The organism is Streptomyces populi (assembly GCF_002911015.1).
GTDB classification, from domain to species: domain Bacteria; phylum Actinomycetota; class Actinomycetes; order Streptomycetales; family Streptomycetaceae; genus Streptomyces; species Streptomyces populi.
In genome coordinates, this window is sequence record NZ_KZ626998.1 from 1 (window position 1) to 16,426 (window position 16,426).

The 16,426-nt window shown below is 71.8% G+C and carries 8 protein-coding genes; 1 reads left to right on the forward strand and 7 read right to left on the reverse strand.

Translation table 11 applies throughout. The features are described from left to right. Together CW362_RS39545 and CW362_RS39550 are read right to left on the reverse strand one after the other, a co-directional pair. The coding region (locus CW362_RS39545; RefSeq protein ID WP_162684386.1) for a type I polyketide synthase at nt 1-4,947 on the reverse strand (4,947 nt) is incomplete at its 3' end. Then, nucleotides 4,940-5,881: an alpha/beta fold hydrolase gene (locus CW362_RS39550; protein ID WP_162684387.1), complete on the reverse strand. Its 942-nt coding sequence runs from the start codon at nt 5,879-5,881 to the stop codon at nt 4,940-4,942. The genes CW362_RS39545 and CW362_RS39550, both read right to left, overlap by 8 nt. A gap of 230 nt (nt 5,882-6,111) precedes the next feature. Between CW362_RS39550 and CW362_RS39555 the strand changes: the two genes are divergently transcribed. After that, nucleotides 6,112-7,293: a cytochrome P450 family protein gene (locus CW362_RS39555; protein ID WP_103554425.1), complete on the forward strand. Its 1,182-nt coding sequence runs from the start codon at nt 6,112-6,114 to the stop codon at nt 7,291-7,293. A 123-nt stretch (nt 7,294-7,416) separates the two neighbouring features. On the opposite strand, the gene CW362_RS39560 is transcribed toward CW362_RS39555, so the two are convergent. The 5 genes from CW362_RS39560 to CW362_RS39580 form a co-directional block, all read right to left on the reverse strand. Beyond that, nucleotides 7,417-8,679 carry a cytochrome P450 gene (locus tag CW362_RS39560; RefSeq protein WP_103554426.1) on the reverse strand — a complete coding sequence of 421 codons (1,263 nt, stop codon included), beginning with the start codon at nt 8,677-8,679 and terminating at the stop codon, nt 7,417-7,419. A 106-nt stretch (nt 8,680-8,785) separates the two neighbouring features. After that, complete coding sequence (locus tag CW362_RS39565; protein ID WP_103554427.1) at nt 8,786-10,120, reverse strand: MFS transporter; 1,335 nt, start codon at nt 10,118-10,120, stop codon at nt 8,786-8,788. Between the two features lie 106 nt (nt 10,121-10,226). Then, a complete protein-coding gene (locus tag CW362_RS39570; protein WP_103554428.1) occupies nt 10,227-11,177 on the reverse strand; it encodes a phosphotransferase enzyme family protein in 951 nt (316 codons plus the stop codon). Between the two features lie 100 nt (nt 11,178-11,277). Then, nucleotides 11,278-12,525 (reverse strand): cytochrome P450, encoded by a 1,248-nt coding sequence (locus tag CW362_RS39575; protein WP_103554429.1) that lies wholly within the window; start codon nt 12,523-12,525, stop codon nt 11,278-11,280. 106 nt (nt 12,526-12,631) lie between these two features. Continuing rightward, a complete protein-coding gene (locus CW362_RS39580) occupies nt 12,632-16,426 on the reverse strand; it encodes an SDR family NAD(P)-dependent oxidoreductase (protein WP_103554430.1) in 3,795 nt (1,264 codons plus the stop codon).

Below are 16,426 nucleotides of genomic sequence, written 5' to 3' on the forward strand. Positions count from 1 at the left end.
CGCACCCGGACGTTGACTGCCCTGACCGGAGAACAGGAACGCGGTCCTGCCCGCCGTGGCCCGACCACGCACCACCATGGGATGCCCGGCACCCGACGCGAGCGCCGACAGCGCCTCGGCGAGTGCGTCCCGGTCCTGGGCGACGACCGCCGCCCGGTGGTCGAAGTGCGTACGGCCGGTGGCCAGGGCCCGAGCGGCCCGGCGGATGCCGACCTCCGTCCGGGTCCGGGCGAACTCGGCCAGCCGGCCGACCTGTTCGCCGAGCGCGTCGGCGTTCTTCGCGGAGACCAGCCATACGGTGGGGTCTGTGGAATCGGCTTCGGCCTCGTACGCGATCCGCTCCTTGACCGGAGGCTCTTCGAGGATCAGGTGCGCGTTGGTACCACTGATCCCGAACGACGACACGGCGGCACGACGCGGCCGCTCCCCCGCCTCCCAGACGACCGGCCCGGTCAACAGCCTGACCTCACCCGCCTCCCAGTCCACATACGGCGAAGGCTCATCCACATGCAGGGTCCTGGGAAGCACCCCGCCCCGCATCGCCATCACCATCTTGATCACACCACCCACACCCGCCGCCGCCTGCGTGTGCCCGATGTTCGACTTCAGCGAACCGAGCCACAACGGACGACCCTCCGACCGGCCCTGCCCGTAGGTGGCCAGCAACGCCCGTGCCTCGATCGGGTCACCGAGCGCCGTTCCCGTCCCGTGCGCCTCCACGGCGTCGACATCGGCGGCCTCGAGCCCCGCATCGGCCAGGGCCTGCCGGATCACCCGCTGCTGCGACGGACCGTTCGGCGCGGTCAGACCATTGCTCGCACCGTCCTGATTGACCGCCGAACCACGGATCACCGCAAGCACACGACGCCCGTTGCGCCGCGCGTCACCGAGACGCTCGAGCACCAGCATGCCCACACCCTCGGCCCATGAGGTGCCGTCGGCGGCGGCGGAGAACGACTTGCACCGTCCGTCGTCCGCGAGGCCGCGCTGCCTCGCGAATTCGACGAACATGCCGGGGCTCGCCATGACGGCGGCGCCGCCCGCGAGCGCCAGCTCGCATTCGCCGTTACGCAGCGACCGGGCCGCGAGGTGCGCGGCGACGAGCGACGACGAGCAGGCGGTGTCCACCGTCATCGCGGGGCCCTCGAGCCCGAAGGTGTAGGCGATGCGTCCGGAGGCCACGCTGACGGTGCTGCCGGTCAGCAGATAGCCGCCGACGCCTCCCGCCGTCTCGGGGACCGTCTCGTGCAGCCGGGGGCCGTATTCCATGGCCGTCGCGCCGACGAACACGCCGGTGCGGCTTCCGGTCAGGCCGGCCGGGTCGATGCCGGCCCGCTCCACCGCCTCCCACGAGGTCTCCAGCAGGAGACGCTGCTGCGGGTCGACGGCCAGGGCCTCACGCGGCGAAATGCCGAAGAACTGCGCGTCGAACTGGTCGGCCTCGTAGAGGAAACCGCCCTCGCGCGCGTAGGTCCGGCCCGGTGCGTCGGGGTCCGGGTCGTAGAGCCCCTCCAGGTCCCAGCCACGGTTCGCCGGGAACACGTCGATCGCGTCGGCGCCCTCGGCGACAAGCCGCCACAGCGCTTCGGGGGAATCGGCGGCGCCGGGGTAACGGCAGGCCATGCCGACGATCGCGATCGGTTCGTCGGAGGCCGAGGCCGCCGACGTGGCGTCGCTCTGCGTGGTACCGGCCAGCTCCGCTCCCAGCACTCGCGCCAGGGCTCGTGGCGTCGGGCTGTCGTACAACAGGGTTGCGGACAGCCTCAGTCGGAGCACGGCGGCCAGCCGCTCGCACAGGTCCTCCGCGGACTGCGACTCCAGGCCGAGATCGTTGAAGGAGCGGGCGAGGTCCACTTCGCGCGGGTCTGAGTGACCGAGCACCGCCGCCGCCTCGTCACGGATGAGGTCCAGCAACTGCTCGTCACGCTCGGCGGGAGCGGCCTCGGTCAGCCCTCGCAGCCAGTCGGAGTCCCGCACGGACGCAGACGCGGAGACAGCGGACGTCTTCTCCGGACGGGCCGTCACGGCCGATGCGGCCGACGCGGTGGCACGCCGCGCGGCACCCTTCAACTCCAGACCCAACACCTGCGCGAGGACCTTCGGCGTCGGGCTCTCGTACAACAGCGTTGCGGGCAGACGCAGTTGCAGCACGGAACCCAACCGCTCGACCAACTCCACACCCGACGCCGACTCCAGGCCGAGGTCCTTGAACGAGCGGGCGAGATCCACTTCGCGCGGATCGGAGTGACCGAGCACCGCCGCCGCCTCGTCACGGATGAGGTCCAGCAACTGCTCGTCACGCTCGGCGGGAGCGGCCTCGGTCAGCCCTCGCAACCAGTCGGAGTCCCGCACGGACGCAGACGCGGAGACAGGGGGACCGGAGGCGGGCACAGCGGCGTCAGCGGGAGCAGCAGGGTTCGGCGTCGGAACGGCGGCAGCGCCCTGTCGTGCCACGGGCGCGGACGTCGGCGTGGGCTCGGGCCAATACCGGCGCCGGTCGAAGGCGTAGCCGGGCAGTTCGACGCGGCGCGCCGCCGGAAGGCCGTAGAGCGCCGGCCAGTCGACGGCCGCGCCCCGCACATGTGCGGCGGCGAGCGCGGACAGCAGCCGCGGCCGGCCGCCGTCGCCGCGGCCCAGGGCGGGAATGCCGACCGCGCCCGCGGCGTCGAGGTGTTCCAGGGTCTCGGGCGGCAGCACGGCGTGCGGGCCGACCTCGATGAAGACGGTGTGCCCGTCGTCCACCAGTTCCTCGACGGCCGGCTGGAAGGGCGCCGGCTGCCGGAAGTTGCGGTACCAGTGGTCCGCGTCCAGGGCGGTGGTGTCCACCGGACCGCCGAGGGTCGTCGACTGGAAGCGCGTCCCGCTCGGCCTCGGCTCGATGCCGCTCAGCTCGTCGAGGAGCGCGTCGCGCACCGCCTCGGCCTGCTCGCCGTGCGCACGGCTGCGTGCGACGACGAGAGCCGCGGCGTCCTGGAGGGTGAGCGCGCCGATGCTGTACGCGGCGGCGATTTCGCCCGCGGCGTGGCCGAGCACGGCATGGGGCTGGACGCCGAGCGTGCGCCAGGTGTGCGCGAGGGCGGTCGTGACGGCGAACAGCACGGGCTGGACGTGGTCGGGGGTGTCCGGCAGGGCCTCCGGAGCGGTGAGGTGGTCGACGAGGGACCAGCCGGTGAGCGGGTCGAGGGCCGCGGCGGCGGCCTCCACGTGCTCGCGGAAGACGGGCAGGGTCGCCATCAGGTCGCGGACCGTGCCGGCCCACTGCACGCCCTGGCCGGGAAACACGAACACGGTCTTCGGCCCGGTGCCGGGCGTGGTGCCGGTCCCGGGGACCGGCGCGGTGCCGCGCAGCAGGCCGTCCGAGGGGCGGCCCTGCGCGAGGGTGCGCAGCTCGGAGAGCAGGGCGGACCGGTCGCCGCCGAACGCGGCGGCGCGGTGCTCGTGATGCGTGCGGGTGGTGGCCAGGCCGCGCGCCACGGTGGCGGCGTCCAGCTCTGGGTGCTGCTCCAGGTGCGCGGCGAGGGCCGCGGCCTGACCGCGCAGCGCCGCCTCGCTGCGCGCCGAGATCAGCCACGGCGACGCGACGTCCTGCGGGACGGCAACGGGAACAGGAACGGTCGCGGGCGGGGCCGCCGATGACGTCGCGGGTGACGGCGCCGACGACTCGGCCGGGGCGTCGCAGAGCACGACGTGGCAGTTGGTGCCGCCCATGCCGAACGAGCTGACCCCTGCGACGATCGGACCGTCCGGGCGCGGCCACGGTGTCAGCCCGACCTGGACGCGCAGGCTGAGCTCGTCGAAGGCGATCTTCGGGTTCGGCGTCACGAAGTTCAGGCTCGGCGGCAGCTTCCGGTGCCGGATCGCCAGAGCCGTCTTGACCAGGCCCACCACGCCCGAAGCACCCTCGAGATGCCCGATGTTGGTCTTCGCGGAGCCCACCAGCAGCGCGTTGTCGGCCGCCCGGCCCACGCCCGCGCCGAAGGCGGTGCCGAGCGCCGCCGCCTCGATCGGGTCGCCCACGGCGGTGCCCGTGCCGTGCAGTTCCACGTACTGCACGTCGCCGGGGGCCACGTCCGCCTGCCGGCAGGCGGCGCGCAGCAGCTCCGTCTGCGCGGGCGCGCTGGGCACCGTCAGTCCGTCGGTGGCGCCGTCGTTGTTGACCGCGCTGCCCCGGATGACGCAGTACACGAAGTCGCCGTCGGCACGGGCCTGTTCCAGCGGCTTGAGCACGACCAGCGCGCCGCCCTCGCCGCGAACGTACCCGTTGGCCCGCGCGTCGAAGGTGTGGCAGCGGCCGTCGGGCGAGAGGGCGCCGAAGCTCGTCGACGCGGCCATGCCCTCCGGCGCGGCGATCAGGTTCACGCCGCCCGCCAGCGCCACCCGCGACTCGCCGCGGCGCAGGCTCTCGCAGGCGAGGTGCACGGCGACCAGCGACGAGGCCTGCGCGGCGTCCACGGTCATGCTGGGGCCGCGCAGGCCCAGCGTGTACGACACACGGTTCGCGATGAGCCCACGGCCCATGCCGGTCATCGTGTGCTGGTTGAAGGAGGCGGTTCCGGCCCTGGTGACGACGCTGCGGTAGTCGTCCCAGATCGCTCCGACGAACACTCCGGTGCCGCTGCCGCCGAGCGAGGCGGGGACGATCGCGGCGTCCTCCAGCGCCTCCCAGCTCAGTTCCAGCATCAGCCGCTGCTGCGGGTCCATCGCCCGTGCCTCGTGCGGCGAGATACCGAAGAACCCGGGGTCGAAGGTGTCGATCCGGTCCAGGTAGGCGCCGTACCGGGCCGCACCGGTCAGCGTGCCGGCCTCGTCGGGCCAGCGGTCGGCGGGCGCCTCGCCCACCGCGTCCACGCCCTCGCTCAGCAGCCGCCAGAAAGCCGCAGGGTCCGGAGCCGCCGGCAGCCGACAGGCCATACCGACGACGGCGATGGGCATGAACCCCTCAGACATGAAGCGCACCCTCGACGGATATGGAGGAGCCGCCGCGGTCCGCGGCGGGCCGGCCGAGCGTCTCCAACGACGCGAGGAAGTCGAGCTCTTCCAGCGGACGATCGGTGAAGAAGCGTGCGATCGTCTCGGCCCACTCGGCGGCACGCCCGAGGAACACGAGATGGTCGGCCTCCGGGATGACGGCGAACAGCGCACCCTCGATCTCGGCGGCCAGGGCGCGCGCGCCCTCCATGGTGGCGAAGGTGTCGTGCTCCCCGACCAGGCACAGGCTGGGCACGCCGCTGATGCCGCCGGGCAGGACGGCACCGTCCTGGAGGAGGAGGTCCGAGACGTTGAGGTAGCCGGGGAGATCGGCCTCCTCGATCGTGCTGAAGCGGCCGTTGAGGGCCCTGCGGACGATTTCACGGTTGCGCACCGTGACCGCGGGGTCCAGGCACATGAGCAGGTCCAGCAGACCTTCGGCGAACTCGGCGAAGCGGCCCGCCGTGAGGATCGGATACATCTGCGTCATCCGCTCCCGGTTGCGCGGCGGCCAGTCGGCGGCCCCGGCCAGGACGAGACGGGAGACCCGCGACGGGCTCTGCTGGGCGTAGCGGTAGGCCGCCGGGAATCCGTTGCTGATCCCCAGCAGGTTCACACGTGGCAGCCCCAGCTCGTCGATGAGGTGGGCGAGCGCTTCGGTCTGGACGTCATAGCCGCCTTCGGCGGGCACGGGGTCCGCCGTGCGCGAGCCCGGCAGATCCACACAGACGATGGTGGCCGTGTCCTGCCAGTACTTGTCGAACCGCCGGTAGCTGAACTTGTCCTGGTACGCACCGGACAGCACAACAAAAGGCTCGGTGACCGGTGCTTCGCATTCGACCATCCGGTAGCTGAACGCAAGACCTTTGTAATCAAGTTCTTCGACCTGCTCGCGCGGATTTCCGGCGCCCACGGATCAGCTCCTCGAATTTCGGGCGGATGTGCACAGACGGACAACGGATACACGTCTGCGCATGAGCCCGATCTTTGCCGCCGGCCAGGGCACCGACAACCCCTATTTCCCCCCTTAGCCGAACCGGCTTGCCGGATCGGAGCTGGTCGGAGCTGCGAGGTGAGTCCCGATACGAATCCTCTCCAGATTCACCCCCTGGCACACGGCCCATCGACATGTATTCTCGGCGTATGCCCATCATCGAACTTGCCGAATACGGGCCCGACTTTCTCGCGGATCCTTATCCGTATTACGCGAAACTCCGCGAGGAGGGACCCGTGCACGAGGTGCGGGCCCCGGACGGCTATCGATTCTGGCTGATCGTCGGATACGCCGAGGGGCGCTCCGCCCTGACCGATTCGCGGCTGGTCAAGGCACGCGACACGATGGCGACGTCCGAGGCGTCGCCACTGGGCAAGCATGTACTGATCGCCGACCCGCCGGACCACACCCGGCTGCGCAAGCTGATCTCCCGGGAGTTCACCGTGCGGCGGGTGGACAACCTGCGCCCGCGCATCCAGGAGCTCACCGACGATTTGCTGGACGCCATGCTGCCCGCGGGGCGGGCCGACCTGGTGGAGGCGCTGGCCCGACCGCTGCCGATCGCCGTGCTGTGCGAACTGCTCGGGGTGCCGAACGCCGACCGGGACGAGTTCCACTCCTGGGCCAAGGGCATCCTCGCGCCGCAGAACCCGACCGAGACGCACACGGCCGTCAAGGCCTTGATGAGCTATCTCGACGACCTGATCGAGGACAAGCGGCGTGGAGAGCCCACCGGTGACCTGCTGTCGGGTCTCATACGCACCAGCATCGAGAACGGCGACCGCCTCTCCTCGGAGGAAGTGCGCTCCACGGCCTTCCTCCTGATGATCGCCGGACACGAGACGACGGCGAACCTCATCTCCAACGGAACGCGGGCGCTGCTCACGCACCGGGACCAACTGGACCTGCTGCGCTCCGACATGGACCTCCTCGACGGCGCCGTCGAGGAGATGCTCCGCTACGACGGCTCGCTGGAGAGCACGACCAAGCGGTTCACCAGTGTGCCGGTCCAGATCGGCGACACGGTCATCCCGCCGGGCGAGACGGTGCTGGTCAGCCTCGCGTCGGCGGACCGCGACCCGGCGAACTTCGACGACCCCGACCGCTTCGACATCCGTCGCGGCACCCCGGCCGGCGTCGGTCACCTCGCGTTCGGGCACGGGATCCACTACTGCCTGGGAGCCTCGCTCGCCCGCGCAGAGGGCCGGATCGCGTTCCGTGCGCTGCTGGAGCGCTGCCCCGACCTCGAACTCGACCCCGAGGCACCGCCGTTCGAGTGGATGCCGGGCGTTCTCGTCCGCGGTGTGCAGCGGTTGTCGCTGCGCTGGTAGGCCGAATACAGGCACGTATACGGATGCAACGGCGAAGCGGCCGGGTGACCTGATGGTCGCCCGGCCGCTTCGCGATGACGGTGTGGCCGCCGACGCTGTGGCTGCCGGCGGCATGACCACTCGTCACCAGGTGACGGGCAGGCTCTTCGCTCCCTGGACGTCGAGTCCCCTGGAGAACGGGATCTCGTTCGGCGCGACGGCCAGGCGCAGCTGCGGGATGCGGCTGAACAGCCGTCCGTAGACCACTTCCAGCTCCATCCGTGCCACGCTGTGCCCGACGCACAGGTGGATGCCGGAGCCGAAGGCGAGGTGGTCGCGGGCCGACCGCTCGATGTCCAGCTCGTCGGGGCGCTCGTACACCGATTCGTCCCGGTCGGCTGAGCTGATCAGGCAGATGATTCCGTCGCCGGGCCGGATGGTCTGCCCGCCGATCTCGATCTCCTCCACCGCCACGCGCTTGGGCGCGAACTCGGCGACGGTGAGGTAGCGCAGCAGTTCCTCGGTGGCCCCCGCGGCCCGTTCGGGCTCCTTGGCCAGCAGGGCGGCCTGCTCGGGGTGGCCGAGCAGCGCCAGCACACCGGTGGTGATCATCTTGACGGTGGTGTCGTATCCGGCGCCGAGCAGCAGCCCGATCTGCATGAGCAGGTTCGTCTCCGTGAGCCTGCCTTCGTCGGCGAAGCCGACCAGGCGGCTGACGATGTTGCCGTCCGGTTCCGCACGGCGCAGTTCGACCAGTTCCTTGAGCTGCTCGAACAGTTCACCGCGCGCGGCGACGGCAGTTTCGGCCGAGCCGTCCTCGTCGAACAGCTGGGCGGTGGTCTCGCCGAACCGGGCCATCGCCTCGGCAGGCACCCCGAGCAGCCAGCCGACGACTGTCGACGGGACAGGACGGGCCAGCGCCGGCACGAGGTCGGCGGGGCTCGGGCCCTCCAGCATCCGGTCGATGAGCCCGTCGACGAGCTCCTCGGTCGCCGGGCGCAGCGCCCGCACCCGCTTGATCAGGAAGTGCGGCGCGAGCATCCGCCGCAGTTCGGTGTGGTCGGGCGGGTCCATCCGGCCCAGCGGCCGTACGCCGCCCTCCGCGGTGTTCATGGCCTTCGCGACCTCACTCAGCCATGGGAAACCGGGGTTGAGCGCGTCCACGCTGGCCCGCGAGTCGGAGAGGATCTTGCGCACGTCCTCGTGCCGGCTGATCAGCCAGGCCTCCCGCCCGTTGTAGAGCCGCGCCTTGGACACCGGCTGCTCGGCGCGCAACGTCCGGTAGACGGGCGGGGGATCCATCGGGCAGCCGGACGCCTTCGGCATCGGATATGCCGGCGGCGTCCCGGAGGAGCTGTCCGTCGTCAGGGGCGGTGTACCGGTGGGCACGGCGTCGGTCGAGGTCATCGTGGCGACCCTCCTGGGAAGACTTCTGGTGGGGTGGTTCTGTCGCGGCGGGCGCGTGTCACGTTTCGACAGGCCTGGGCGCGCGTCACATCTCGGTAGGTGGGTGTCATGCCCCGGCCGACACAAGCCCGTCGTTCCGTTCGGCCCGCTTCGAGCCGATGTACGAGAGGACCGTCGCGCACAGTGCGAGGGCGGCGCCGACCGCGACCGACGTGGCAGGACCCGAGGTCTCCAGCAGCACGCCGGTCACCGGCATGCTGAGCGCGGCGCCGCCGGTGCCCGCGGTGGCCAGCCAGCCGAAGGCTTCCGCCCGGCGCTCCTGCGGCACCGCTCCGGACACCTGCGCGAAGTTGCCGGCCATGCTCGGGGCGATGGCGGTGCCGCCGAGGAAGAGCACGACCAGCACGAGCCAGACCGGAGCGGTTTCGGTCACCGGCGGCAGCAGCACCGCGAGCAGCGCCATGCCGGCCGCCATCGCCGCGAACCGGGCGCTGTGCGGCACGTCCTTGCGCAGGGCGCCCATGCCGAAGCCGCCGACCACGGATCCGATCGTCCAGCATGCGACGAGCACGCCGGACAGTCCGGACTGGTGGCTGTCGCGGGCCCAGGCGACCAGGGAGAGGTTCACCGAGAAGAGGGCGGCCATCATCACCAGGGTCACGACGATGGCGAGGGTGAACTTCGGCAGGGCGAAGAGCGTACGTCGCTCCTCGGGCTCCGGTGCGGATGCGGTCGTGACCGCGGACGCCGACGTGGCCGTGTCTCCTTCCGTGCCGACGTCCGCTCCCGTTCCCGCTGCTGTCCCTGTCTCTGCTTCTGGTTCCGCGGCGGTCCGCTCCGCCCCGCCGCGGATCCCGGCGCTGCCCAGCGCGGCGGCGAAGGCGAGCGCGCCGACGAACGCCACGACGCCGCACGCGATGACGGCGTATCCGGGGTCGAGGGTGGTCACGAGCAGTGAGGTGAGCAGCGGCCCGGTGGTCTGCACCACCTCCGAGCCGGTGGCCTCCAGTGTGAACAGCGTGCGGCCGAGTTCACCGGGCACGATCTTGGGCCACACCGCGCGGCTGACCTGCGAGATGGGCACGGTGCTCATTCCGGTGAGCAGGGCGACCAGCACCGCGATCGGCCAGCCGCCACCCGGCACGGTGCGGGTCATCGTCACCAGTGCACCGAGGCCGACGAGGTAGCCGATGCCGGTCAGGACCAGCAGCTTGCGGACCGCGCCCCGGTCCGCGGCGCGGCCCCGGGCGGGTCCGACGAGCGCCTGCCCCGCGGTGAGCGCCCCGCCGAGCACGCCCGCGGCGACGTAGGAGTCGCTCCAGCCGACCAGCACCAGCGTGAGGCCGATCGGCAGCATGGAGACGTTGAGCCGGGCCAGCATGGACCAGAGGAACAGGCGCGGCAGGTGCGGAATGCCTGCCAATGCCTTGTAGGACTTCACCGTTCACACCCTGTTTCGCAAGTCATGACGCACACGCGCCCGTCGTGCCGTTCGGCGCCGCCGGACGCTGCGTCTTGATCAGGTCTCTTCGGACGTTCGGGGTCGCTCAGAAAACCTGGAAGCGGGCGGCGATGCGGTCGGCGTTCTCGGCGTTCTGCCGGGCCCGCTCGATCAGCTTCTCGTTGCTCCAGGTGCTGGCGGTGGTGCCTGTCTCGTCGCCCGCGCTCTGCCGTGCGGCGTAGATCCAGCCCTCGGCGGCGCAGCGGAACCGGAGGATGTCGGCGAGGAAACCGAGTTCCGCCCGGTCGGCGGGCCCCTCCTCGAAGTAGCCGCGCACCAGCGGCTCGCCGTCCGTCTCGTCCTCCAAGTAGCTGAGCGTGGTGGCCAGTTCCAGCATGCAGGGTGCGTACATGGCCTCCGACCAGTCCAGCAGACCCGCGGTGTCGCCGAGGACCCGGAACTCCTTGGCTGCGGCGTCGCAGTTGATCAGGCCGATGGTCAGGTCGTCGGGCGACAGCGCGCCGCCCGCCTGCTCCAGCGTCCGCCGGATCCAGTCGTGTCCCTCGAGGAAGCCCTGTTCGAGCAGGAAGAGTTCGAGCACCTCGTTCCAGCGCGGCACGCCCTCCGGGACGGGGGCGTGCAGCAGGACGGAGTCGATCCGTCCGAGGGTCCGGCCGACGGCGCGCAGGTGGGCCGGGTCGGTCTCGTCGACACGCTCACCGTCGAGGTAGGTCAGCAGGCTGTAGCAGAAGTCGCCCTGATAGGCGGTGACTTCTCCGCCGGTGGTCGGCAGCGGGCCGCCGGCGGCGATGCCGTGGCGCTCCACCTCCTGGGCCACCAGGAGTCCTGCGGTGAGCTTCGGCCCCATGTCCTTGCGGACGGCCTTGACGACGTGGCGTACGCCGTCGTGCCGGACGAGGTAGGTGTGCGAGCTGTACCCCTCGTCTCCGGGCAGCCGCTCCCACGGCTCGACGGTCCAGCCCTGCCAGCCCCAGAGGGCCAGCGGCAGGTCGTGCGCTTCGGGTACCGCGGCTGCGGCGTCGGTCGATTCCGGCATTGAACGGGTTTTCCTTGTCTGGTCGTGGTGTTCCGAGTTCCATGTCCGACGGCCACGCGGTCGCGCGGTCGCGCGGTCGCGCGGTCGCGCGGTCGCGGCATCATGTGGTCATGCGGTCACGGGGCAGGGTCATGGTCCGCGCGGGCGCGTCCCAGGCGACGGGGAGCGAATTGACGCCGTACACCACGGAGTTCGCGCGGAACTCGATGTCCTCGAAGGGCACGGCGAGGCGCAGCGTGGGGAAGCGCTCGAACAGGCGCAGGTAGGTCACCTTCATCTCGACCCTGGCGAGCTGGTGGCCGATGCACAGGTGGATGCCGTGGCCGAACGCCAGGTTGCGCTCCTCCGCCCGGTCGAGGCGCAGCCGGTGCGGGTCGGTGTAGACCTCCGGGTCGTGGTTGGCCGCGGCCATCGAACCGACCACGGTCTCGCCCGCCTTGATGAGCTGCCCACCGATCTCCACGTCCTCGGTCGCCAGGCGGGCGAAGTTGAACTGCACGATGGACAGGTAGCGCAGCAGTTCCTCGACGGCGGTGTCGATGAGCGACGGATCGGAGCGCAGCAGGGCGAGCTGGTCCGGGTTGCGCAGCGCGGCCAGGGTGCCGAGGCTGAGCATGTTCGAGGTCGACTCGTGCCCGGCCATGAGCATCAGGCCGCACATTCCGGCGATCTCGAACTCGGATATCCGGTCCTTCTCCTCCGATGGATCGAGCAGATCGCTGATCAGGTCGTCCGACGGGTTCTTCTTCTTGTCCTCGATCAGGGCCAGCATGAACTCGGTGCCTTCGAGGATGGTGCGCTGCTGCTCCTCCTCGGACAGTTCGGTGTCGAGGATGCTCAGGGACCAGCGCTGGAAGTCGTCGCGCGCGTCGTAGGGCACGCCGAGCAGGTCGCAGATGATGAGCGACGGGATGGGCAGGGCGTAGGCGGTGACGAGGTCGACCGGGCCGCCCCCCGTCTCCTCCATCCGGTCCAGGTGCTCACGGGTGTACTGCTCGATCTTCGGCTCAAGAGCCTTGATCTTCCGGACCGCGAAACGGCTCGCGGCCAGTCGCCGGTAACGGGTGTGGTCCGGCGGGTCCATGGTGAAGAAGGCGCCGGGCAGCGGCGTGGGGCGGCCCTCGGTACGACGGGTGCGGGCGGCCTTCTCCCGGACCGAGCTGAAGGACGGGTTCGCCAGCATCGCCTTGACGTCCGCGTGGCGGGTGAGCAGCCAGCCCTGGTTGCCGTCCGGGAAGACGATGGGACTCACGGGCGCCTCGGCGCGCACCTTCGCGTAGCCGTCCGGCGGGCTGAAGGGGTCGCTGCGGTGCAGGGGCAGGCCCTGCAAGGGAGAGAGAGTGTTCATGGTCGTCCTTCCTCAGAGGGCGTCGGTGTTTCGAGTCGGTGCGTACTGAGGGATGCGGAGTGGTACGGGGCGGGCGCGGACGCGCGGCGGCCCCGTACCTGCTCCATCAGGGCCGGGCGAGGCCCGGCGTACGGCTCAGCCACTCGTCCACCGCCGCGGCCGTGGTCTCGGAGAATTCGCCGATCATGGTGCAGTGGTCGCCCGGCACCTGCGTCTCCTCGTGGTCGAGGGGCCACGCCGCCTGCCAGTCGGAGCCGGTCATGGGTTCCTCGGGCGAACCCGGGATGCAGCTGTCCGGGCGGACGAAGAGCGTCGGCACGGCGAGTTGCCGGGGCTGCCAGCCGCGGAACATACCGCGGTACGTACCGAGGGCGGTGAGGCCGTCGTAGTGCATCGACGTGAACCGCATCCGGCGCTCGACGACCTCGTAGGTCATGGCCTTGCGCATCTCCAGCGTCATGCTGTCGGGCGGGTAGGTGTCCAGCAGGACGACGCCGACCGGGCCGGTTCCGCGCTCCTCCAGCCAGGTGGCGGCGGCCTGGGCGAGCCAGCCGCTGGACGAGTAGCCGAGCAGCGCGTACGGACGGCCGTCCGCCGCACGCAGCACCGCCTCCGCCAGTGTCTCGATCAGCACCTCCAGGGAAGCGGCGAGAGGCTCGCCGGCCATGAAGCCCGGGACGGTGACCACGGAGACCCGGCGGCGGCCACGGAAGTGGTTGGCGAGCCGGGCGAACTGGAGCGAGCCGTCCACGGGCGCGAACGGCGGGAAGCAGACGAGCTGCGGCTCCGCCTCGCCGTGGCCGAGGGTGGTGACGTGCGCGCCGCGGCCCAGGTCCTCGGCACCGTGGAATCTGGTGCGCAGGGCGGAGGCGCTGCTGAGGAACGCCTCGACCTCCTGCATCCGGCCTTGCAACGAGAGCTTGCGGTAGATGCCGACGACGGAGTCGTTGGAGTCCTGCGGCGGCGCGGCGGCCACGGAGGCGGACGGCGCCGCCGACGCGCCGGGCGCCAGTGACGCGCCGGCGTCGCCGCCCGGCGCGGCATTGTCCAGCAGATGGGTCACCAGGGCGCCGAGCGTCGGATGGTCGAACACCAGGGAGCTGGGCAGCGCCAGGCCGGTCAACACGGTCAGCCGGCCGCGCAGTTCGACCGCGGCCAGCGAGTCGAAGCCGAGCGCCAGGAACTCCTGGTCCTCGGTGATCGTGCCGGCGTCCGCGTGCCCGAGGACGCGCGCGGCCTCGCGACGGACGATATCGAGGACGTAGGGGCGCTGATCGGCGAGCGGAAGGTCCGGCAGCCGCTGCCATTCGCCGGGCTGCGCGGCACCGGTGCGTCCGGCATCGGTGTGTCCGGCACCGGACTCCGTATCGTCGAAGTCGGCGAACAGGTGGTTCGGCCGGCCCGCGGTGAAGACGCCGATGAACCGTGGCCAGTCCAGGTCCGCGACGACGATCGCGGTGTCCTCCTGCCTGACCGCCCGGTCGAGGGCGATGGTGGCCAAGCGCGGAGTGAGCGGCCGAAGGCCCCGGCGCTGCATCTCCTGCCGGAACTCTTCTCCGGCCATGCCGCCGCCGCTCCAGGGCCCCCAGGCCAGCGTGGTGGCGGCGGCTCGACGGGCGCGGCGTCGCTCGACCAGCGCGTCCAGGAAGGCGTTCCCGGCCGCGTACGCACCGCCGCGCGTGCTGCCCCAGGTCCCCGCGATGGACGAGTAGACGACGAACGCGGCGAGTCCGTCGCCCAGCACCTCGTCCAGGATGACGGCACCGGTGACCTTCGCGTCGACGACGGCGGCGAATTCGGTCGCGTCGAGGTCGGCCAGCGGATGTTCGGCCGCCACGCCCGCCGTGTGCACGACCGCACCGACGGGGGCACCGCGTCCGGCCAGGTCGGCGGCGAGCGCCGCGACCTCGTCGCGGCTGGTCACGTCGCAGGACACCAGGTCCACCGTGGCACCGTGGGCGGCCAGTTCGGCCCGCAGGTCCGCGGCGCCGGGGGCGTCGGGCCCCTGGCGGCTGACGAGGACGAGGTGCGGGGCACCCTGCTCGGCGAGCCGACGCGCCGTGTGCGCGCCGAGGGCGCCGGTGCCTCCCGTGATGAGGACCGAGCCGTGCGACCACCAGGGTTCGCGCACGGCGGGCGGCTGCGGATCACCGGTCCGCCCGGCGGCGGCCCCCTCCTGGGCGACGGGGGATTCCGGGACGACGGGGTGTACGGGCTCGGGTGCGCCGTCCGGGCCTGCGGGCCGCAGGCGGCGCACCCGTGCTCCGTCGGCACGCAGCGCGACCTGGTCCTCACCGCCGGATCCGGCCAGCAGCGCCGCCAGGCCGAAGGAGGCGTCGGCCGTCGCGGCGGGGGCGTTCCCGTCTGCCGCGGACAGGTCGGGGGCGGGCAGGTCGACCAGGCCGCCCCACAGGGTGGGGTGTTCGAGGGCTGCGACCCGTCCGAGGCCCCAGACCTGGGCCTGCCACGGGTCGGGAGCGTCGTCGGACGCCGTCGCGCGGACCGCTCCGCGGGTGAGCGTCCACAACCGGGTCGCGCTCCAGCCCGTGTCGAGCAGCGCTTGGAGAAGGCACACGGAGGCCCACGCGCCGGAGCCGACGCCGCGCGGCCCGGTGTGCTCTCGGCCGGACAGGGCGAGCAGCGAGACCACTCCGGCGGGAGTGTCGTCGAACCCGTTCAGCAGCTTGGCGATGGTCTGGCGGTCGATGTCCTCGGGCGCGAGGGACAGCGACTTCACCTCGGCGCCGGCATCGGTCAGCGCCCGACGCACCTCGCCGAACAGCCCGTCGTGCAGCCCGTCGTTGTCGGGCAGGTGGCCCGCGCGCAGGCCGCCTTCGGGTACGACGATCAGCCAGGTGCCGTGCAGGGTGGCGGGCCCCTCGGGGGCGTGCTGCGCGGTCGGCCGCTCCCAGGCGACGCGATAGCGCCATCCGTCCGTCGCGGAGACCTCGATGTGCGTCTGGTGCCAGTCGCCGAGCGCGGGCAGGACGGTGTGCAGCGGAGCGTCGGGGTCCACGCCGAGGTCGCTCGCCAGTCGCTGGAGGTCCTGTTCCTGGACGACCTTCCAGAACGCGGCGTCGCTCCCGGCCGTCCGGGACGCCGCCGATCCGGGCCGGGCGGAGGCGCCCTTGAGCCAGTGGTGTTCGTGCTGGAAGGCGTAGGTGGGCAGTTCACGGGCGAGGTCGTTCGCCCGGCCGAGAGCGGTCCAGTCGACCTGGTGACCGCGCGCGTGCACCCGGGCCAGCATGCCGAGGAACGCCCGGGTGTCCGTGGAACGCCGGCTCAGTGTGGACACGAACGCCACGTCCCGCGCCGCCGAGTCCCGCTCGGCGGACGCGGCGCGCACGCGCTCGCCCAGCGCCGTCAGGACGGGGTCGGGCCCGAGTTCGACGACGGTCGCGACGCCCTGCGCCAGGACCGCACCGACCCCGTCCCCGAACCGCACCGCTTCGCGCACGTGCCGCACCCAGTACTCCGGCGAGCACAGCTCCTCGGCGTCCGCGACCTCACCGGTCACATTCGACACGACCGGAATCGACGGCGCACGGAACTCCACTTTCCCGAGCACGTCCGCGAACTCGGCGAGCATCGGCTCCATCAACGGCGAATGGAACGCGTGGCTGACCGCCAACGCCCGTGTGCGCCGCCCCCGTCCGGCAAAGATGTCCGCGATCTGGTCCACCGCGACGTCCTGACCGGACACGACCACAGCCCCTGGAGCGTTCACGGCTGCCAGCGACACCATGCCCCCGGCAGCCGCCACATCCGCGACGAGCGGCGCGACCTCCTCCTCGGTGGCCTCCACCGCCACCATCCGCCCACCCGACGGCAACGAACCCATCAACCGGCCCCGGGCCACCACCACCCGCACCGCATCCGCCAACGACCACACACCCGCCAC

What these genes read in the sequence shown, in the direction of transcription:
- CW362_RS39555 (WP_103554425.1), top strand. Translation starts at nt 6,112, where the DNA reads ATGCCCATCATCGAACTTGCCGAATACGGGCCCGACTTTCTCGCGGAT.
- CW362_RS39560 (WP_103554426.1), bottom strand. Translation starts at nt 8,679, where the DNA reads ATGACCTCGACCGACGCCGTGCCCACCGGTACACCGCCCCTGACGACG.
- CW362_RS39570 (WP_103554428.1), bottom strand. Translation starts at nt 11,177, where the DNA reads ATGCCGGAATCGACCGACGCCGCAGCCGCGGTACCCGAAGCGCACGAC.
- CW362_RS39575 (WP_103554429.1), bottom strand. Translation starts at nt 12,525, where the DNA reads ATGAACACTCTCTCTCCCTTGCAGGGCCTGCCCCTGCACCGCAGCGAC.